This is a genomic window from Clostridium subterminale, assembly GCF_039521425.1.
Taxonomy (GTDB): domain Bacteria; phylum Bacillota; class Clostridia; order Clostridiales; family Clostridiaceae; genus Clostridium_J; species Clostridium_J subterminale.
In genome coordinates this window covers 976,357-997,451 of sequence record NZ_BAAACI010000001.1, presented here as the reverse complement: position 1 = coordinate 997,451, position 21,095 = coordinate 976,357, and the positions used below count along the sequence as shown (strand labels likewise).

Here is a 21,095-nt window from a genome sequence, read left to right as displayed (position 1 = left end):
ATACATTGATAAGCTAATGAAAATTATAGTAAACTTAAAGTGAAATAAAAAATTAGAAATGTAATAATGTAGGTGGAAATATATTTTATGATGTATAAGGAGATAACAAATGGAGTTAAAGGAACTTTTAAAATATGTGGTTGAAAATGAAGGTTCAGATCTGCACCTGTCTGTAGGAGCACCACCAATTCAAAGAAAAAATGGAGAACTATTAAATGTAATAGAAGAAGTTTTATCCCGAGAAATAGTTAAGAAATACAGTAAGGAAATCCTTGGAGAAAATTATTTGATATATAATGAAGTAGGGGAGATGGATATACTATATACTCTACCTGATGTAGGAAGGTATAGGGTTAATATATATAAGGAGAGGGGTTTTGATACTATTGCAATTAGAGTAATACCAGTAAAAGTTCCCACTATAGAAGATTTGAATATGCCTACAATTATAAAGGAATTTACAAATAAAAAAGATGGCCTAATTCTTATAACTGGTCCAACAGGAAGTGGTAAGAGTACTACCATGGCTGCTATGATAAATGAGATAAATTCAAATAAAAAAACTCACATTGTAACTTTGGAGGATCCTATAGAGTATTTACATAGTCATAAAAAATCACTGATAAATCAACGGGAAATAGGAAGAGATACTGAAAGTTATGATAGTGGACTAAGAGCTATCCTTAGAGAAGATCCAGATGTGATTTTAGTAGGAGAGATAAGAGATTTAGAAACTATGTCAGCAGTGCTTCTAGCAGCAGAGACAGGACATCTAGTAATTTCTACATTACACACCATTAGCGCTTACAAAACTATTGATAGAATTATAAATTATTTTCCCTCAGAACAGCAATTAAGGATACGAAATCAACTTTCTACGGTGTTAAGAGGGATAGTATGTCAAAGATTATTTAAGAAGATGGATGGTAGTGGAAGAATTGCAGCTCTAGAAGTAATGGTTAATACCCCAGCAGTTCAAAATTTAATTAGGGAAGGAAAAATACATCAAATACCATCAGCTATGGAAACTTCATCAAAATATGGTATGCAAACTATGGAAATGGCTATAAGTAAAATTAATAGATATATAGATAAAGAAGAGTTATAAAATGATAGGGTTATGTTGATGAAAACCTATAATATCAATGGTATGGGGAATTTAACTATTGTGTTTTTTAAAATTAAGTTTTATACTATAGATAGAATATAAATGATTAAATGGCATATTTATATTCTATTGAAATAATTTCATTAATTACATGCATATTGTAGGGTGGTATTATAGAGACTAGACAGTATATAAATTTATTCTGAAAATATCCTTCTATTTTGAAGGAATTTCAACTTTTATGTTGAATATACCTTTGTACACTGTAAACTTCTTAGGAAGTAGAATGTGGGAGGAATATGATATATGAATAATTACATTGTTGGGATAGATATAAGTTCTTCAAAGGTGTGTGGAGTAGTTGGGAGATTAGATCAAGAAAAAAAAATACAAATTGTGGGCATTACTACTTCAGATTATGAAGGAATTAAAGATAATGTAATGTTGGATGAAGAGGATATTTCTTATATATTGCGCAATGTAGTAGAGCGTTTAAAGGAAATTGTAAATTCACCATTAGAAGAAGCATACTTATCTGTACCAATTTCCTTATGTGAAATTGTAAAGACTAAAGGGGTTTTGTCATTCCCTGAAATAAAAGAGATTAGCAAAGAAGACATATTAAATGTAGGAGAAGTTGCAAGGTTTTGTGTTGGCAAGGATCAAGAAATTGTCCAAGTTGATATTGAAGAATACATAGTTGATTCTATGAAGAATATTACTAATCCATTAGGAATGAAAGGAAAAGTACTAGAATCAGAAGGCAACGCATTTATACTAAGTAAAAAATATGTTGATGGATATAAAAAATGTTTAAAAGAAGCTGGAATTGAAGTAAAGGGATGGGTAGTAAATGCTATAGGTATAGGCAAGGATATAATTGAAGATTTTGAGCTTGCTAAAGGTGTAGCAGTCATTGATATCGGAAGTTCTAATATGGAAGTTACAGTTTTTAAGAATAATAGATTCTTAGATTGCTTTTCAGTATCCTTAGGTGGTAAGAATATTACAAATGATATTTCTATCTGCCTAAAGTTGTCATTACAAGATAGTGAAAGACTAAAATTTAAATGCAATACTTTATTGAAAGAAAACTCCATAGGAAATCATACAATAAAGATTAACACTAACGGAGATAGTATAGTTGAAATTAATTATGAAATGTTAGTGGATATAATAGGTGAAAGAGTTAAAGAACTACTTGAAATAATAAGTAAGCGCATTGAAAAAGAGCAATTAAGTGATCAAATTGGCAATTTCGTAATTGTTGGAGGTGGAATATCTTTATTTAGAGACATTACGACTATAGCTTCAGAGCTATTAGGAAAGCCAGTTAGAATAGGTGTTCCAAGTTATGTTGGAGCAGCAAATCCAATATATTCAACAGCTACAGGAATCATAAGAGATGTTTTAAGTAAAGAACAATTATTTAATAATGAAAATAGTTCCTGTGAAAGTAGTAATGAAAATTTAAGTAGTAGCAATAATGGAAATAAAGAAAATAAGTTTATAACAAGAATAAAAGGAATTCTAAAGAGTTTTTCTAATGAGGAGGTAATAAAGTGATTGATTTCGATGTTCAAAATGATGATTTATGCAAAATTAAAGTTGTAGGCTGTGGTGGCGGTGGGAACAACGCTGTAAATAGAATGATTGAAGAAGGACTTAAAAATGTTGAATTTATAGGTATTAATACAGATAAACAAGCACTAGTTTTATCTAAAGCAGAGTTTAAAATTCAATTAGGAGACAAGCTTACTAGAGGTTTAGGTGCAGGTGCTAATCCTGAAATAGGAAGAAAAGCTGCAGAAGAAAGTAAAGAAGAAATAATTGAAGCACTAAAGGGTGCAGATATGGTATTTGTTACTTGTGGAATGGGTGGAGGAACCGGTACAGGAGCTGCACCGGTAGTAGCAGAAATAGCAAAATCTATGGGGATTTTAACTGTAGGTGTTGTAACTAAGCCTTTCCCTTTTGAAGGAAGAAAAAGAATGATTCATGCAGAAGCTGGGATTAAGGCTTTAAAGGAATCTGTTGATACATTAGTTACAATTCCAAATGAAAGACTATTATCTCTTGTAGATAAAAAAACTACCCTTGTAGAATCTTTTAGAAAAGCTGATGATGTTTTAAAACAAGGTGTACAAGGTATATCTGACTTAATAACTATACCAGGATTAATTAACCTTGACTTTGCAGATATCAGTACTATCATGGTTAATAAAGGTCTTGCTCATATGGGAGTAGGTGTTGGAACTGGTGATAATAGAGCACAAGATGCTGCAAGAGAAGCAATAGCTAGCCCACTTTTAGAAACTTCAATTATAGGAGCTACTGGAGTGCTCTTAAATGTTACTGGAGGATCTGATTTATCTTTATTAGAAATTAATGAAGCAGCGCAAATAGTACAGGAAGAAGCAGACCCAGATGCAAATATTATATTTGGGGCTGTAATTGATGAGAGCTTAAATGATGAAATAAGAATAACAGTTATTGCTACGGGATTTGATTGTGAAAAAGCTAAAATGGAAAGTGGAGTAAGCTTTGACTCTATTAAAAGTCAGAGTCCTAAATCAGAGGTAGCAGCAACTCAATCAAGTGAAGCTACTACACCTTCTAAAGAGGAAAGTGAAGATTTTACAGTTCCTACATGGCTTAGAAAAAGCATGAGATAATATAAGTACGTATTTTATAGAGGGGCTATTGCAGAATGATTTTTAATCATTCTGCAATAGCCCCTTTTTATTTAAATTTTATAAAAATCAATGGAAAAGACTTAAATAGAATTAATCATATTCTATTTAAGCCTTTTATTTTTTTAAGCAGTTTATGTTTAAATTGCACAGTTTATTTTTGAATAAATACCTAATTTAAAAAATAAATCGTAAAATGACATAATTTTCTAGTAATAAGATGAAGTTTTACAATAGAATTTTACAAATTTTACCGTGACTAATCTATATAATAATCTTTAAGGGGGTAAATAAAATGGTAGTGTACTTAGATATACTTTTGCTGGAAAACTTTTTAGTAAATTTATTTTTACTAACAATAACCATGCAAACTATAAAAAAGAAGGTTTCAATGGGAAGATTAATGTTAAGTTCAGCTATTGGTGCTTCATATGTTTTAGCGATAGTAATTCCGAAACTACAGTTGTTTACGTCTACACCCTTTAAAATAATAGTAGCAATACTAATGATAATAATATCCGTTAAAGATAAAAGTATGTTTGAAGTATTAAAGGCTACAGGAATATTTATACTATATTCTGTACTTCTTGCAGGAATGGCTTTTTATATAGCTATAAAGGATAATCCATCTTTATCATCAAGTGCTATGATATATAATTTTTCTTATAAAAATCTTATATTGTCTTTAATGATTGTTTATATATTAATTTATAAGTTGGTTGTATATGTAAAAGATAGACGATCCTTAACTAATTATGTGTACACCACAGAAATATGTATAGATAATGTTAAGACTATAATAAAAGCATTTCTAGATACAGGTAATGAACTTAGAGAGCCAGCAACTAATTTACCTGTAATAATTGTAGAAAAGAAGTTTTTTAAAGATTTAAATTTAAAAACCCATAACATATATAATATCCCTTATTCCGTTGTCAGTGGAGGTAATGGAAAACTTATTGGAATTAGACCAGATAGCGTGAAAATAAATATTAATGGGGATATAAGAGAAGAAAGTTTGATATTGGCATTTTGTGATAAAAAGCTTAGCAAACATAGTGATTATAATGGACTTTTACCAAGGGGGATTATAGAATAGGAGGAATTTTTATGAATAAGCTATTAAAAAGATTTTTAGAAATGAGAAATAGGTTGCAGAGTATATTAAGTAGATTTTTAAGTAAGTTTAAGGGGTTTGCCAAATCAATATACTACATAGGGGGAAATGATGCATTGCCACCACCGTTGACTAAAGAGGAAGAAGAAATTTTGGTAGAAAACTTAGAAATGGGGGATGAAAGTATAAGATCTATCCTAATTGAACGTAACTTGAGATTAGTAGTTTATATAGCAAGAAAATTTGAAAATACAGGAGTAAATGTAGAGGACTTGATATCAGTAGGAACTATAGGACTTATAAAGGCTGTAAATACCTTTGCTCCTGAAAAGAAGATCAAGTTAGCAACATATTCTTCTAGATGTATAGAAAATGAAATACTTATGTACCTAAGAAGAAATAACAAGATAAAAACAGAAATATCTTTTTATGAGCCGTTAAATATTGATTGGGATGGAAATGAACTATTATTATCAGATATATTAGGGACTGATAGCAATGTAGTATATAACTATATAGAAGAAGAGGTGGATAAGCAACTTCTTGGAATTGCTATGAATAAATTAAATAGTCGGGAGAAAGAAATAATAGAGTTGAGATTTGGACTAAATGGAATTACAGAAAAAACCCAAAAGGAAGTTGCTGATATGCTTGGTATATCTCAATCCTACATTTCTAGGCTAGAAAAAAGAATAATTAAGAGACTTAAAAAAGAAATTAATAAAATGTTATAAGGTTGTCTTTAGTATAAAAAAACTACATCAGGAGATAATTTTAATGTAATTATTCTGAAGGGAATGAGACCTTATGATGATTAATAAAGTAGAAATTTGTGGAGTGAATACTTCGAAACTACCTGTATTAAAAGAGAAGGAAATGAGGGAACTACTAATCAAGATAAAGCAAGGTGATAAGGGCTGTAGAGAGGATTTTATAAAAGGAAATCTAAGGTTAGTGTTAAGTGTGATTCAAAGATTTAATAACAGAGGGGAAAATGTGGATGACTTATTTCAAGTAGGCTGCATAGGTCTTATGAAGGCTATTGATAATTTTGATTTAAGTCAAAATGTTAGATTTTCCACTTATGCAGTACCGATGATAATTGGAGAAATTAGAAGATACCTTCGGGATAATAACTCTATTAGAGTAAGTAGATCTTTAAGAGATATTGCTTATAAGGCATTACAAGTAAGAGATAAGCTTGTTAACAAGGATAATAAGGAGCCAACTATCTCTCAAATTGCAAAAGAACTAGAAATGCCTAAAGAAGAGGTAGTATTTGCACTAGATGCAATTCAAGACCCGATTTCATTATTTGAACCTATTTACCATGATGGTGGAGATGCCATATTTGTTATGGACCAAATTAGTGATAGCAAGAATTTAGATGATGGATGGCTTGAAAATATATCAATAAAAGAAGGCATGAAGAAGCTTACAGATAGGGAAAAATTAATCTTAAATTTAAGATTTTTTCAAGGAAGGACCCAAATGGAGGTTGCTGATGAAATTGGAATATCTCAAGCTCAGGTTTCAAGGTTAGAGAAGACAGCACTTAAACATATGAGAAAACACGTGTGATATGAATATTTACAGGTAGGTAGCTTAATTTTAGAATTAAAACTAGATGCAATATTTTATGTAATTAATTCATAGTATATTAGAAATTTATATTGCAAAAAAGTTAAAATTGAAATTTATAAGTAAGCAAAAAGGAGCCTAGGCTCCTTTTTGCTTTATAGGATATTATAGATTTAAAATATGTGAATAATTGGATATAAGTTTTCATATATAGATAAATATTTATAAATTATTCAATGAACTATATAAAGAGGTTATGTGCTATTAAGATTAAAAATTAGATAAAATTTGATTAAAAGATAGTTGTTCTGTTAAAATATTTTTATGATAGATATTATTTGATTTAGTGTGTTAAAGTTCTTCATGAATTTATTATCTTAATATAAAAAATAGGGTATTGTGATTCAATCACAATAGAAGTTATTAATAGGATTAGTTATACTACAATATTTTACTAATTAAAAATTTAGATAAGGTGGTGGAAGAATGGAAGGAGAAAAAGTAAAGGAAATTCTGATGCATAGGAAAAATATGAAGTTTAGATTGGTGATTCAAGGAATTATTATAGGCTTAGTAACTGGAGGAGTAATAGTAATAAACCGGGTATTGATAAACAAATTGTCTATGTCCTTTAATAAATTATATTTATGGGGAAGTAAAGATTTACTAAAAGCAACTATAGTAATAGGAGTTTTAGCTTCCATTGGATTATTAGTTGGAATTATGGTAAGGCAGGAAGGGATGATTTCAGGGAGTGGTATTCCACAGGTAAAAGGAAGAGTTATAAATAAATTAAAAATGAATTGGCTTAGAATATTAATATATAAATTTATTGGGGGATTTTTATCCTTAGCAGCAGGACTTTCTGTTGGAAGAGAAGGCCCATCGGTTCAAATTGGAGCTTCTATAGGAGAAGGAGTTGCAGAAAAAACTTATAAAAAGATGCCAGTTAAAAAGGAATTTTTGATAACAGCAGGAGCATCAGCAGGGTTGTCTGCTGCATTTAATTCACCTTTATCCGGTATAATATTTGCGTTAGAAGAAATTCACAGAAATTTTTCTCCACTAGTATTATTGACAGTTATGCCAGCTGCTATAACTGCAGATTTTGTATCAAAAAGGTTTTTAGGCATTGAACCAGCATTAACTGTTGGTGCAATGGAAGCCTTACCATTAAATTATTATTGGATTTTAATTATATTAGGTATTCTAACGGGAATAATGGGAGTTATATTTTCAAAGGGGATATATTTATTTCAAGATATATACTCTAAATTTAAAAATATACCTCAAGAAGTTAAAGTAATGATACCATTTATAATAACAGCGATTACTGGATTAGTAGCACCTATGTTATTAGGTGGCGGTCATGAATTAATATTAGATTTATCATTAGGAGAAAAATCAATTTTATTTTTAATAACAGTATACATAGTTAAATTTTTGTTGCTTTTAATTTGTTTTGGATCTGGAGTACCAGGAGGTATATTCCTTCCAATGTTATTATTAGGATCAATTATAGGAGCCATAGTTGGAGATCTTTCAATAGATATTTTTGGAATAAATAATTCGTTTATTATCAACTTTATAGCATTAGGTATGGCTGGATATTTTGCTGCTGTAGTTAAAGCTCCTATAACGGGAATTATTCTTATAATGGAAATGACTGGTTCGTTTAATCATTTATTGTCTTTATCAGTGGTAGTTATAATTTCATACATTACTTCAGAATTGTTAAGAAATGAACCTATTTATGAAGTACTATTAGAAAGACTACTTAAAAAGGTCGGATTAACTAAAGAAGAAAATAATAGCAAAAAGACTATACTAGAATTTTGTATTGAAATGGGAAGTATAGTGGAAGGAAAATTTATAAATGAAGTTAATTGGCCAAAAGGATGTCTTCTTGTATCTATAAAAAGAGGAGATAAAGAAATAATACCAACAGGTACTGTAAAGTTAATTGGTGGAGATTATATAGTTGTTTTAGTAAATATAGATAAACGATCTTTTGTAATAGAAGAAATAAATAAACTTTCTTTAGTATAAAAAAGAGTCCAAGCTCCCTTTTTTGTTCTATACTATTTTAAAAAGAATATAGATAAAATGATATGAAATTTAAGGAGGGAGTTTTTTATGGAGACTTCAATGTTTGCGGTAAATAGTTTGAAAACCATGGAAATTATAGATATTAATACAGGTACTAAGCTTGGGTATATAAAAGATTTTAAAGTTAATTGTGAAGAATATAAATTAGAAGCTATCATACTTCCAACGCAGAAATCTGGATGGTTTTCCAAAAATGAAGACATAGAATTACCTTGGGAGAGAATTAAAAAAATTGGAGTAGATGTTATTTTAGTAGATGGAGAGGGAATTGTTGAAAATAATTAGAAGAAAAGAATTAATTATATACAAATAGTGAATACTTTGTGTATAATCGTAGTATAAACAGAAAAACTTAGAGGATGTGATTAAAGTGAAGTGTCCTTATTGCAATGGAGAAGAAAGTAAAGTTGTAGATTCGAGAGCAACAGAAGATGATGGTGCAATTAGACGAAGAAGAGAATGTCTTAATTGCAATAAAAGATATACTACCTATGAAAAAATAGAGGATATACAAATATTTGTTATTAAAAGAAATTTAACTAGAGAGGTATTTAACAGAGATAAAATCATAAGTGGGGTTATAAGAGCCTGTGAGAAAAGACCTGTATCAAGACTAGAAATAGAAAACTTAGTAAATTCGATTGAAAAAAGACTTAATAATACCATGACTAGTGAAATAAATTCTGAGGAAATAGGAGAATTAATATTGGAGAAATTGAAAAGTATGGATGAAGTTGCTTATATAAGATTTGCATCTGTATATAGAAAGTTTGATGATATTAATAGCTTCATAGAAGAGATAAAGGGATTAAGTGGTGATAAGTAATATGAAATCTTCTAATATAGAAAATTATGAATTTCTAACCTATGATTTAGGTGATGTAACCATTGGATTTTCTACAGCAAAATATGACTTAAACTTCAATAAAGCTCTTGATGAAGGAAAATCCAATTTGAATAATTTAAAAAAATGGTTTGGAGTTAATGATGTTGTATTTTTAAATCAAGTTCATGGAACTAAAGTATATTCTTATGATAAAAATGTGTCTATAGTAAACTATAATGGAGATGGTGTTGTAACAAAAGAAAAAAATGTGGCTGTAGGAGTATTTACAGCGGACTGTGTACCGATAGTTCTAGTGGATACTAAAAATAAAGTAATAGCAGCTCTTCATAGTGGTTGGAAAGGAACTTTAAATAATATAGTTTCTCAGGGTGTTAAAGTTATGAAGGAAAATTACGGTTGTGATGAGAGCTATATTAAAGCTTTTATAGGACCTCATAATAAAAGTTGTTGCTATGAAGTAAGCCGGGAGCTTATAGATACTTTTAAAGATTATGATTTATTTAAAAATAAACAGATTAATTACGGTAGAAACTTAGATTTACAAAAATGTGTTGAAATACAGTTAACAAATGAAGGAATAAAAAAAAGTAGTATAGTATGTTTAAACTTATGTACATACTGTAGCAGGAATAAAAAATTATATTCCTATAGAAAAAAAGAAGAATCTCATGGGAGGTTATTTTCCTTTGCATTTATTCATGAGATTAAGGAGTGATATTTATGGAGAAAACAATATTAGTAGTTGATGATGAGGCACATATTCAAGAGCTAATCAAATTTAATTTAATTAAAAATGGATTTAAAGTTATAACTGCTGATAATGGAATTGATGCATTAAAAATAGCTGAGGATGAAAAGCCAGATCTAATATTTTTAGACCTTATGTTGCCAGGGATGGATGGATTAGAAGTATGTAAGTCTATTAGAAAAAAATCATCGATAGAGTCTACTCCAATAATTATGATTACAGCTAAAGGTGAGGAGCTAGACAAGATTTTAGGATTAGAGTTAGGCGCAGATGATTATATAACGAAACCTTTTTCGGTTAGAGAATTAGTAGCTAGAGCTAAAGCTATATTAAGAAGAACTAGTTTTAAACAAGAGGATAATAGCTATAAATTTGGAGATATAAGTATAGATTATCAAAAACACGAAGTATATAAAGGAAAAGAAAGAATAGAACTTACATTAAAGGAGTTTGAACTCTTAGAAATACTCATAAAAAATAAAGGCAAAGTTATGACAAGAGATTTTCTTTTGGATAAGATATGGGGATATGAATATGTAGGAGAAACTAGAACTGTAGATGTCCATGTAAGACATCTGAGACAAAAGATAGAGGAGAATGATAAGAATCCAATTTATATCCAAACTATTAGAGGTATAGGATATAAATTTAATTATGGAGAAAGTTATGAAAGATAATTCACAAAGAACTATGAAAAAAAGACTAATGCTAAGTGTTTTTGTAGCATTAGTTTTTGTATTGGGATTTATAACCACAGTATTTTATGCAATAGCTACCTATGAAAGTGAAGATAATGCAAAAGAGCGATTAAGTGTATATGCTTATCTAATAAGTGAACAGTTACATAATATTGACCAAGATAATTTTTCTAAGATAGTAGATAAAATGAAAAATTTGAATGTTAGAATTACCATTATAAATAGCAATGGTACTGTTGAGTTTGATTCTTTAGGTAGTGAAAAAAAATTAATAAATCTGAATCATAGAGATGAAGTTATCATGGCTAAATCTAAGGGAGAAGGAACTGCTACTAGATACAGTGATAGGGAAGGTACATATGTTATTTATTATGCTGTAGCTATAGCAGATGGTACAGTGATTAGAACTTCGACCCCTGTGAAAGGAACTCATGAATTAAATAGTGCATATATATTATGGTATGGTGGTGCTATACTTATAACGATTCTTATTTCTCTTTGGATTGCCAATAAGTTATCATATATAATTGTTAAACCAATTAGAGATTTAGATGTTGTTACTTCCATGGTTATTAATGGAAATTTAAGTAGAAGAATTAAGATTACTACCAATGACGAACTTGGTAAGTTAGCTTTGAATTTTAATCAGATGGCAGACAGACTTGAAAATAGTTTACATGAAGTAAGTGAAAAGCAAAATAGACTTTCAGCAATACTTCAAAGCATGGAAAGTGGAGTAATAGCTATAGATAATAGTCATAATATTATAATGATAAACAACTATGCAAAGAAAATTTTTAATATTAAACAAGATGTAGTAGGAAAGCCAGTTGAAAATATATGTAACGAAGTAAATTTAAAATTCATGTTTTCTATGAGAGATAGAGATATTAAGGAGTTTAAGTTAAATGTTCCTACTATGAAATTTCTAAGGGTTAGAACTGCAGATATTATAGTTCATAATCATCAACATATTGGAGCTGTAGCAGTAATACAAGATATTACAGACTTAAAAAAGCTAGAAAGTATGAGGACTGAATTTGTGGCTAACGTATCTCATGAACTTAAAACACCTCTTACATCTATAAGGGGCTTTGCTGAAACTTTAAAAGAGGTTGATGATGAAGCGACTAAGAAAAAGTTCTTAACTATAATAAATGAAGAGGCAGAAAGACTTACAGCACTTATATCAGATATATTATTGTTATCTCAGATTGAACATAAACAAGAGTTCAAGAAAGAAGTGTTTAATGCAAATAAGGCTATAGAGGATGTATTCTATTTAATGAAGAATACTGGAGAACAAAAGCAAGTATATGTCAGCATAGTAGGAGATGAGATACCAGATATTTTAGGAGATAAGGATAAGTTTAAACAAATGCTTATAAATTTAGTGGATAATGCAATAAAATATAGTGAAGCTTTTGATACAGTAGTAATTACAAAGATTGTTTATGATACCTATTTTAAAGTTATGGTAGAAGATACTGGTATGGGAATTGCCGAGGAATATATACCAAGACTTTTTGAAAGGTTCTATAGGGTTGATAAAGCAAGGTCTAGGGCAAAGGGTGGAACTGGATTAGGTCTTGCTATAGTTAAACATATAATCATTGGATTTAATGGTAATATAGATGTAGAAAGCACTTTAGGGGTTGGAACTAAATTTATTATTACAATTCCATATTATACAGAAAAATAAAATTAAAATATTATATAGTAAATTTGTTAAGGGCTAGAGGGAATCCTCTAGCCCTTTTCTTGTGAAAATTACTAATAAAATCATAACTTAAATTGATGAATCTTTCCATTTGTGTTAACTATAATTAACTTAAGTAAAGTTTTTTTAATAAAGGTATAATAATGGGTTAACTAATAAAGACTAAAATAAGTATTGTAAGATAAATTAAAAGTAAATTGGAGGGAAATAATATGAAAAAGAAATCAATAAAAATATTAATAGCAGGAATAGTTGCAACAATAACTATGGGATTATTAGTAGGTTGTGGAGGAAAGGATACTTCCAATTCAGATAATAGCAGTGATAGTGTAACAATTAAAATATCAGGCTCAACTTCTGTAGGACCATTAATGGAAAAAGAAGCAATGGGCTACAAAGAAGAAAATCCAAAGACTACTGTTGAGGTTCAACAAATAGGATCTTCTGCAGGAATAAAAAATGCTATAGAAGGTGTTAGTGAAATAGGTATGTCTTCTCGTGAGTTAAAGGATGCAGAAAAATCAGAGGTTGCCGAAACTGTAATAGCTTATGATGGAATAGCTTTAGTAGTTCATCCATCAAATGAAGCTGAAAATCTAACTATAGAACAAATTAAAGGCATATATACAGGAGCTATAACAAACTGGAAGGAAGTTGGAGGAAAAGATGCTCCAATAGTAGTAGTTTCAAGAGAAGATGGTTCAGGAACCAGAGAAGCTTTCCAAGAGATTGCAGGATATACATCAGAAGAGCTAGATAAAAAGGCAACTATAGCAGAAGGTAATGGAAGTGTTAAAACTACAGTTTCAACTAATGAAAATGCCATTGGATATATATCTTTTGAGCAATTAGGTGATTCAGTAAAGGATTTAAAGGTTGAGGGAATAGAAGCAATTCCAGAAAAAGTTTTAAATAAGGAATATAAATTATCAAGACCTTTCTTAGTAGTTTATAAAGAAGATAAGCTAACAGAAGGTGGAAAGAAATTTATAGATTATATTTTAAGTGACAAAGGTCAGGCGATTGTTGAAGAGGCTGGTGGAATAAAAGTAAAATAGATAATCTATGTGCCACAATGGATATAGACCTTTGAGATAAAATTTATATTAAAGGTCTATTGAATTTAAATTGGAGGTCAAATATATGTCAGTAAAATCAGTTAATACGGAAAAACTACAAAAACCAAAGGGTATAAAATATATCATTGATAGTATATCAGAGAATATTTTTAAAGTATGTGCTTTAGTAGCAGTAATAAGTTTAATCTTAATAATAGGTTTTGTGTTCTATAAGGGGTTAACACCATTCATATCTAAAGGGTATTCCTTTAGAGAATTTTTACTAGGAACAGAGTGGATACCAAGTTCAGATAAGTATGGAATTCTTCCTATGATCATTGCTTCTATATATGGAACATTAGGTTCCCTTGTAATAGGGGTACCTATAGGAATATTAGCATCTATTTTTATTGTGGAAATAGCACCTAAATCAGTAGCAAAGATAATGTCTCAGGGAGTGGAGTTATTAGCAGGAATTCCTTCTGTATTATTTGGAGTTTTTGCCCTTGGAGTAATAGTACCAGCTATTCAAAGTAAATTAGCTCTTCCTAAAGGTCAAAGTTTGCTTGCAATTATAATAGTACTTTCAGTAATGATGCTACCAACTATAATTTCAGTGGCAGAAACAGCTATTAGATCAGTGCCCAAACAATACAAAGAGGCATCTTTAGCCTTAGGGGCATCTCAAATTGAAACTATATTTAAGGTGATTTTACCCGCGGCTAAGTCTGGAATTTTAACAGCTATAGTCTTAGGAATGGGAAGAGCTATAGGAGAAACTATGGCAGTTATCCTGGTTGCTGGGAATAGCCCTATAATACCAACTAATATAACAGATAGTGTAAGACCCCTTACAACAAATATAGCTTTGGAAATGGGATATGCCTTTGGAACTCATCAAGAAATGCTTTTTGCAACGGGAGTAATTCTATTTTCCTTTATTTTACTATTAAATTTTGTAATAGCCAAAATAGCAGAAAAGGCAGGTAATTAATATGAGAAAAGTAAAAGATAATATGCTAAAATTTATTCTATGGTTATCTGCAGCTATTACAGTTCTAATTATTGCAACTATAGTCGGATATATATTTAAAAAAGGATTTAAGCTTATAGATTTTAACTTCATTTTTGGAGATTATTCTCCTACAAATGGTGGTGGCATATTTCCGATGATTGTTACTACTTTACTCACAGTAATAGTATCATTATTGATATCAATTCCCATAGGTATTTGTGGAGCTATATATCTACAAGAGTATGCAAAGCAAGGAAGAGGAGTTAAATTAATTAGGTTCGCAACAGAAAGTCTTGCAGGTATACCATCCATAATATATGGGTTATTTGGAACAGTATTTTTTGTATCTACTCTCAAATTACAATTTTCAATTTTATCAGGTTCGTTAACATTAGCTATTATTGTACTACCTGTAATTATAAGAACCACAGAAGAAGCCTTAAAGACAGTTCCTCAAAGTTATAGAGAGGGTGCAGTAGCTTTAGGTTCAACTAAATTTGAAGTACTATACAAAATAATAGTTCCTAGTGCGATGCCAGGAGTTTTATCAGGAGTAATATTATCCATTGGAAGAATTATAGGAGAGTCAGCAGCAATTCTTTTAACAGCTGGAACTGTGGCTTCTATGCCAAAAAATCTTTTATCTAGTGGTAGAACTCTTACTGTTCATGCTTATCTAGTTACTAAGGAAGCGGGTAATATAGAACTTGCATCTGCAATTGGAGTAATATTGATATTTATAATATTAGCTCTAAGTTTAATAGCTAAGGGAATTACTAAAACAATAAATAAGGAAAAATTTTAATTACTAGAATATAACTAGGGGGAAATAATATGTCAATAATTTCTGTAAAAGATCTTAACTTGTTCTATGGAACAAATCATGCTCTTAAAAATATAAATATAGAAATTGATAAGAATAGTGTTACAGCTTTAATAGGACCATCAGGATGTGGAAAATCAACCTTTCTTAGAACGTTAAATAGAATGAATGATTTAATTGATGATGTGAAAATAGAAGGGCAAGTTCTTTTTGAAGATAAAAATATATATAAAGAGTTAAATGAAATAGAGCTAAGAAAAAGAATAGGAATGGTATTTCAAAAACCAAATCCATTTCCAATGTCTATCTACGATAATATTGCCTATGGACCTAGAATTCATGGAATAAAGGATAAAAAGAAGCTAGACGAAATTGTAGAAAAATCTCTTCAAGGAGCAGCTCTTTGGAAAGAGGTAAAGGATAGATTGAAAAAAAGTGCTATGGGATTGTCGGGAGGTCAACAACAAAGATTATGTATTGCCAGGACTATAGCTGTTGAACCAGAGGTTATACTAATGGACGAACCAACTTCTGCCCTAGACCCAATATCAACTTCTAAGGTAGAGGAACTTATGGATGTACTTAAAGAAAAATATACAATAGTAATAGTAACTCATAATATGCAACAAGCTGGACGTATATCAGATAAAACCGCCTTCTTCCTAAATGGAGAAATTATTGAGTATGGAAAGACAGAAGAAATGTTTCATATACCAAAGGATAAGAGAACAGAAGATTATATAACAGGAAGATTTGGTTAGTAAAAGAATGGAATTATGTGGTAATTAAAAGTTAAAATTTATAAAGTGTAGGTGAAGAAGATGACAAGAAATAGTTTTGATCTAAAATTACAACAGCTTCATGAAGATTTAATGGCTATGGGTGAAGCTGTGGTTAAACAGATAGAGGATAGTATTAATGCATTAAAGGATCAGGATAAAGACTTAGCAGAAAAAGTAATTGAAAAAGACGATGTCATAGATAAGTTTGAAGAAGAAATAGAAGATAAATGTGTAAAACTAATGGCTACAGAACAACCATTAGCTGGTGATTTAAGAAGAATATTTATAACTACCAAAATCATAACAGATTTAGAAAGAATGGGAGATCATGCTGTAGATATAGCTAAGATAGCTAAAAAACTTATAGGAGAAACTTATATTAAGGAACTTATAGATATACCTAAAATGGCTAAAATTGTGGAGAAAATGATTAAAGATTCTTTAGAGGTATATATAAATAGAGATATAAGTAGAGCATATGAAGTAAGTAAAAAGGATGATGAGGTAGATATACTATTTAAGAGTATATTTGCTGAATTACTTGTAATAATGAGAAATGATCAAACTACAATAAATCAGGCTAGTCAATTTTTGTTTGTATGTAAGTTCTTAGAACGTATGGCGGACCATACTACTAATATTTGTGAATGGACTATATATTTAGAGTCAGGAGAAAAACTAAAATTAAATTAATCGAAATCCACCTTCGAATTATAAGTTGGCTATGTATAGTCAGCTTTTTTATTTGATTAAAAATAAAGTTAGATTTTTGTTGAAAAATAGGAAGCTTTGAGGTAATCTTAATGAGGTGCATTGACTAGGGAATATAATTAAGATAATATAACATAATAGTGGTATAATCATGCTATATTAATGAAGGAGATACAAGTATGAAAAATGAAATAAGTAAGGTTATCCCAGGTTCCATTGCAGAGGAAGTAGATATTGAAGTTGGAGATAGACTTTTAAGGATAAATGAAAATTATGTTAAAGATATAATAGATTATAAATTTCTTATTACTGATGAGGTACTACTTTTGGAAGTAGAGAAGAAAGATGGAGAGATTTGGGAAATTGAAATAGAGAAGGATTATGATGAAGATTTAGGGATAGTATTTAGAGAAGGAATTATTGATAAACCTATGACATGTCATAATGACTGTGTTTTTTGTTTTATAGACCAGTTGCCTAAAGGAATGAGGGAAACTTTATATTTTAAAGATGATGACTCTAGATTATCCTTTCTACAAGGAAATTTTTTAACTTTAACTAATATGAAAGAAGAGGATATAGAGAGGATAATAAAATATAAGATAAGTCCAATAAATGTATCTGTACATACTACAAATCCAGAACTTAGAGTTAGAATGCTCAACAATAGATTTGCAGGTAAAATATATGATATACTTAAGAGGTTAGCAGCAGCGGGAATAAAGATGAACACCCAAATTGTTTGCTGTCCAGGAATTAATGATGGAGAAGAATTGGTTAGCACTATAGAAGATTTATATAGTCTTTATCCTAATGTTAATAGTGTAGCAGTGGTACCATTAGGAATAACTAAGCATAGAGAAGGATTAAGGAAGTTAAATTTATTTACACAAGAAACTTCTTTAGAACAAATTAATTTAGTTAAAGTGCTACAAGAAAAGTACTATAAAGAAAGTGGAACACCCTTTGTTAGATTGTCAGATGAATTTTATATAGTATCAGGGGAATCATTACCAGACTCTGAGCATTACCAAGGATTTGATCAAATCGAAGATGGTGTAGGAATGGTAACTCTATTAAAAGATACCATAGATACTACACTTTCAGATTTAAAGAAAGATGGAGTGGGATCTTTTACCTTTGTAACAGGGGCTTTAGTTTATCCTGAAATAGTACATATAAAAGATAAAATTCAAAGGTTAAATAATAAGATAAATATTAATGTAGAGAAGATACCAAATAAGTTTTTTGGAGAAACTATTACAGTAACAGGGCTTTTAACAGGAATAGATATAATAAACACACTTAAAGAAAGAGAAGTTGGCGATTATATAATAATACCTGATAACGTACTTAGAAAAGGATATGAACTTTCTAATTCAGATGAAGCCATACTATTAGATGATTATACTGTGGAAGATTTATCTAGAGAACTAAATAGAAAAGTTATTATTTGTGATTTCACAGGAGATGATTTAATAACTATAATAAATGAACATTTAAGGGAGGATTAATATGGGAAAACCAGTAGTTGCTATTGTTGGAAGACCAAATGTAGGAAAGTCTACACTTTTTAATAAACTAGCAGGAAAGAGAATAGCTATAGTAGAAGATACACCAGGAGTTACAAGGGATAGAATTTATGCTGAGGCTGAATGGCTAAGACATAACTTTACAATTATTGATACTGGTGGGATTGAGCCAGAAAATGAAGATATCATAATGGTTCAAATGAGAAGGCAAGCAAATATTGCTATAGAAACTGCAGATGTAATTATATTTATAGTAGATGGTAAAGCCGGTCTTCATCCATCAGATTATGAAGTAGCACAGATGCTTAGAAAATCAGGAAAACCAATAACATTAGTAGTAAATAAAATTGATAGAAGAGAATTAGAAGATAATGCTTATGAGTTTTATAACTTAGGTATAGGTAATCCGGTAACTATCTCAGCTACTCAAGCGCTAGGGCTTGGAGATATGCTAGATGAAGTTGTAGCTCATTTTGATGAGTTAGGAAGTAGTGAAGAAGATGAAGATTACATAAAAATTGCCATGGTCGGTAAGCCTAATGTTGGAAAGTCATCACTTATAAATAAGTTGTTAGGTGAAAATAGAAATATAGTAAGTAATATTCCAGGTACTACAAGGGATGCTATTGATAGTAAATTAGAAACTGAAGAGGGTAAATTTATATTAATAGATACTGCAGGATTGAGAAGAAAAAGTAAGATTAAGGAAGAGATAGAAAGATATAGTGTTATAAGAACTCTTACAGCCATAGAGAGAGCAGATGTGTGTATATTGATTCTTGATGCTACAGAAGAGCTAAGTGATCAAGATGAAAAGATTATAGGATATGCCCATGAACTTAATAAGGCTATAGTTGTAATAGTTAATAAATGGGATTTGATTGAAAAAGATGATAAGACTATGAATGATTATAAAACTAGAATCGGTAGAGGATTATCTTTTATGCCGTATGCTAATTATCTGTTTATATCTGCTTTAACAGGTCAAAGGGTAAACAAAGTTTTAAATGTAGCTAAAGAGTGCTACAATAATTATACTAAGAGGATAGCTACAGGAGTATTAAATGATGTGGTAAGTAAGGCTGTACTTATGAATGAACCACCAGTAGTGGCATTAAGAAGACTTAAGATTTACTATGTAACTCAAGTTGATATAAAACCGCCTACATTTATATTTTTTGTAAATGACCCGGCCTTATTACATTTCTCTTATGAGAGATATTTAGAAAATAAGCTAAGGGAAAGTTTTGATTTTAAAGGTACTGGAATAAAAATTATATTTAGAAAGAGAAAAGAAGATTAGTAAAATATTTTTATTCTCTGTTGCAAATGTATTTTCAGTAAATTATGAAGGAATTAATATAAATAATGAGAATAAATAATATAATATTTATTCTCATTATTTTATAGAATTAAATATATAATTTAAGAAAGCAGGGATATGGTGAATAAGATTTCATTTATAGGAGGAGGAAGTTTTGGTACCGCTTTAGCTATATTACTTTCTAAGAAAGGATTAGAATGTTCTGTATGGTGCCATAGTGAAAACACAGTTAATGATATTAATATAGAAAGAGAAAATACAAAGTATCTTAAGGGAATTACCATACCAGAAAAAGTTACTGCCTATGGTGATCTTGAAGAAACTATAAAGAATAGTAACATAATAGTTCTTGCAGTACCTTCAAAGGCTATTAGAGAAATTTCGAAAAAAATAGAACCTTTTCTTAAAGGTGATGAAATAATTGTAACTGTAGCTAAGGGAATAGAAAATCATACATTAAAAAGAATGTCAGAAATAATTGAAGATGAAATAAAGGATCATCCTATAGTAGTTCTATCAGGTCCTAGTCATGCAGAAGAAGTAGCAAGGGATATACCTACTACAGTAACTGTAGCGTCAAAGGATATGGAAGCTGCAAAAAAAATCCAAGATATATTCAGTAATAATACATTTAGAGTTTATACGAATAATGACCTAATTGGAGTTGAAATAGGTGGAGCGTTTAAAAATATAATTGCTCTTGCTGCTGGTATTTCAGATGGTATTGGATATGGAGATAATACAAAGGCAGCTTTAATGACAAGAGGAATGAGTGAAATAATAAGGGTTGGAACTAAGCTTTCAGGAAAAGCAGAGACATTCTATGGGCTTACAGGAATGGGTGACTTAATAGTTACTTGTACAAGTATGCATAGTAGAAATAGAAGAGCGGGAATTTTAATTGGAAGTGGAAAGACAATGGAAGAAGCTATAAAAGAGATAGGCATGGTCATAGAGGGAATTGAGGCTGTTAAAGCCTTTTACGAATTAAAGTCTAAAACAGGTGTAGATATGCCAATAACCACTGCGTTGTATGAACTTCTTTTTAATGGTAAGAATGCTAAAGAGTGCGTAATGGAATTAATGGGAAGAAAATATAAAGATGAAAGCATTAAATTATAAACATTTATTTAATTTAAATATTTTATTTTGAGAATAGATTAATATTTGATATAATAATATAAATTAGATAAATGAGAATCAAGTTTATTTTCAATGAAATATTGAAA

Annotated in this window: 20 protein-coding genes; all 20 read left to right on the top strand. The window is 29.9% G+C overall.

Annotated elements, in window-relative coordinates:
• Positions 1-109 precede the first annotated feature (109 nt).
• The 20 genes from ABDZ93_RS05090 to ABDZ93_RS04995 all read left to right on the top strand — a co-directional run bounded on the left by ABDZ93_RS05090 (position 110) and on the right by ABDZ93_RS04995 (position 20,988).
• Entirely contained in the window at positions 110-1,108 is a 999-nt protein-coding gene (locus ABDZ93_RS05090; RefSeq protein WP_343824222.1) for a type IV pilus twitching motility protein PilT, read from the top strand.
• Positions 1,109-1,414: 306 nt separating this feature from the next.
• A complete protein-coding gene (gene ftsA / locus ABDZ93_RS05085; protein WP_343824220.1) occupies positions 1,415-2,674 on the top strand; it encodes a cell division protein FtsA in 1,260 nt (419 codons plus the stop codon).
• Positions 2,671-3,783: a cell division protein FtsZ gene (ftsZ, locus tag ABDZ93_RS05080; protein ID WP_343824218.1), complete on the top strand. Its 1,113-nt coding sequence runs from the start codon at positions 2,671-2,673 to the stop codon at positions 3,781-3,783. The genes ftsA and ftsZ overlap by 4 nt, the downstream gene beginning before the upstream one ends.
• Positions 3,784-4,096: 313 nt before the next feature.
• A complete protein-coding gene (spoIIGA, locus tag ABDZ93_RS05075; protein WP_343824216.1) occupies positions 4,097-4,900 on the top strand; it encodes a sigma-E processing peptidase SpoIIGA in 804 nt (267 codons plus the stop codon).
• Positions 4,901-4,941: 41 nt separating this feature from the next.
• Positions 4,942-5,652, top strand: coding sequence for an RNA polymerase sporulation sigma factor SigE (gene sigE, locus ABDZ93_RS05070; RefSeq protein ID WP_343824543.1), 711 nt, complete (start codon positions 4,942-4,944; stop codon positions 5,650-5,652).
• 73 nt (positions 5,653-5,725) lie between these two features.
• Positions 5,726-6,499, top strand: coding sequence for an RNA polymerase sporulation sigma factor SigG (sigG, locus tag ABDZ93_RS05065; RefSeq protein WP_147519479.1), 774 nt, complete (start codon positions 5,726-5,728; stop codon positions 6,497-6,499).
• Positions 6,500-6,985: 486 nt separating this feature from the next.
• Positions 6,986-8,548, top strand: coding sequence for a ClC family H(+)/Cl(-) exchange transporter (locus tag ABDZ93_RS05060; RefSeq protein WP_343824212.1), 1,563 nt, complete (start codon positions 6,986-6,988; stop codon positions 8,546-8,548).
• Positions 8,549-8,635: 87 nt separating this feature from the next.
• Positions 8,636-8,893, top strand: coding sequence for a YlmC/YmxH family sporulation protein (locus tag ABDZ93_RS05055; protein ID WP_343824210.1), 258 nt, complete (start codon positions 8,636-8,638; stop codon positions 8,891-8,893).
• Positions 8,894-8,978: 85 nt separating this feature from the next.
• On the top strand, positions 8,979-9,434 hold the full coding sequence (gene nrdR, locus ABDZ93_RS05050; RefSeq protein ID WP_343824208.1) for a transcriptional regulator NrdR: 456 nt from the start codon (positions 8,979-8,981) through the stop codon (positions 9,432-9,434).
• Position 9,435: 1 nt separating this feature from the next.
• Positions 9,436-10,170: a peptidoglycan editing factor PgeF gene (gene pgeF, locus ABDZ93_RS05045; protein WP_343824206.1), complete on the top strand. Its 735-nt coding sequence runs from the start codon at positions 9,436-9,438 to the stop codon at positions 10,168-10,170.
• On the top strand, positions 10,170-10,880 hold the full coding sequence (locus ABDZ93_RS05040) for a response regulator (protein WP_343824541.1): 711 nt from the start codon (positions 10,170-10,172) through the stop codon (positions 10,878-10,880). Before pgeF ends, ABDZ93_RS05040 begins: the two co-directional genes overlap by 1 nt.
• Positions 10,870-12,603, top strand: a complete 1,734-nt coding sequence (locus ABDZ93_RS05035; protein ID WP_343824204.1) for a HAMP domain-containing sensor histidine kinase — start codon at positions 10,870-10,872, stop codon at positions 12,601-12,603. Before ABDZ93_RS05040 ends, ABDZ93_RS05035 begins: the two co-directional genes overlap by 11 nt.
• Before the next feature lie 230 nt (positions 12,604-12,833).
• Positions 12,834-13,679, top strand: a complete 846-nt coding sequence (locus ABDZ93_RS05030; RefSeq protein WP_343824202.1) for a phosphate ABC transporter substrate-binding protein — start codon at positions 12,834-12,836, stop codon at positions 13,677-13,679.
• An 85-nt stretch (positions 13,680-13,764) separates the two neighbouring features.
• Positions 13,765-14,673 (top strand): phosphate ABC transporter permease subunit PstC, encoded by a 909-nt coding sequence (gene pstC, locus ABDZ93_RS05025; protein WP_343824200.1) that lies wholly within the window; start codon positions 13,765-13,767, stop codon positions 14,671-14,673.
• A 1-nt stretch (position 14,674) separates the two neighbouring features.
• Positions 14,675-15,499 (top strand): phosphate ABC transporter permease PstA, encoded by an 825-nt coding sequence (pstA, locus tag ABDZ93_RS05020; RefSeq protein ID WP_343824198.1) that lies wholly within the window; start codon positions 14,675-14,677, stop codon positions 15,497-15,499.
• 29 nt (positions 15,500-15,528) lie between these two features.
• Positions 15,529-16,278, top strand: coding sequence for a phosphate ABC transporter ATP-binding protein PstB (gene pstB, locus ABDZ93_RS05015; RefSeq protein WP_343824196.1), 750 nt, complete (start codon positions 15,529-15,531; stop codon positions 16,276-16,278).
• Between the two features lie 60 nt (positions 16,279-16,338).
• A complete protein-coding gene (gene phoU, locus ABDZ93_RS05010) occupies positions 16,339-16,992 on the top strand; it encodes a phosphate signaling complex protein PhoU (protein WP_343824194.1) in 654 nt (217 codons plus the stop codon).
• Positions 16,993-17,189: 197 nt separating this feature from the next.
• Positions 17,190-18,524 (top strand): DUF512 domain-containing protein, encoded by a 1,335-nt coding sequence (locus ABDZ93_RS05005; RefSeq protein ID WP_343824192.1) that lies wholly within the window; start codon positions 17,190-17,192, stop codon positions 18,522-18,524.
• Between the two features lies 1 nt (position 18,525).
• A complete protein-coding gene (gene der, locus ABDZ93_RS05000) occupies positions 18,526-19,845 on the top strand; it encodes a ribosome biogenesis GTPase Der (protein ID WP_343824190.1) in 1,320 nt (439 codons plus the stop codon).
• A gap of 138 nt (positions 19,846-19,983) precedes the next feature.
• A complete protein-coding gene (locus ABDZ93_RS04995) occupies positions 19,984-20,988 on the top strand; it encodes an NAD(P)H-dependent glycerol-3-phosphate dehydrogenase (RefSeq protein WP_343824188.1) in 1,005 nt (334 codons plus the stop codon).
• Positions 20,989-21,095 lie beyond the last annotated feature (107 nt).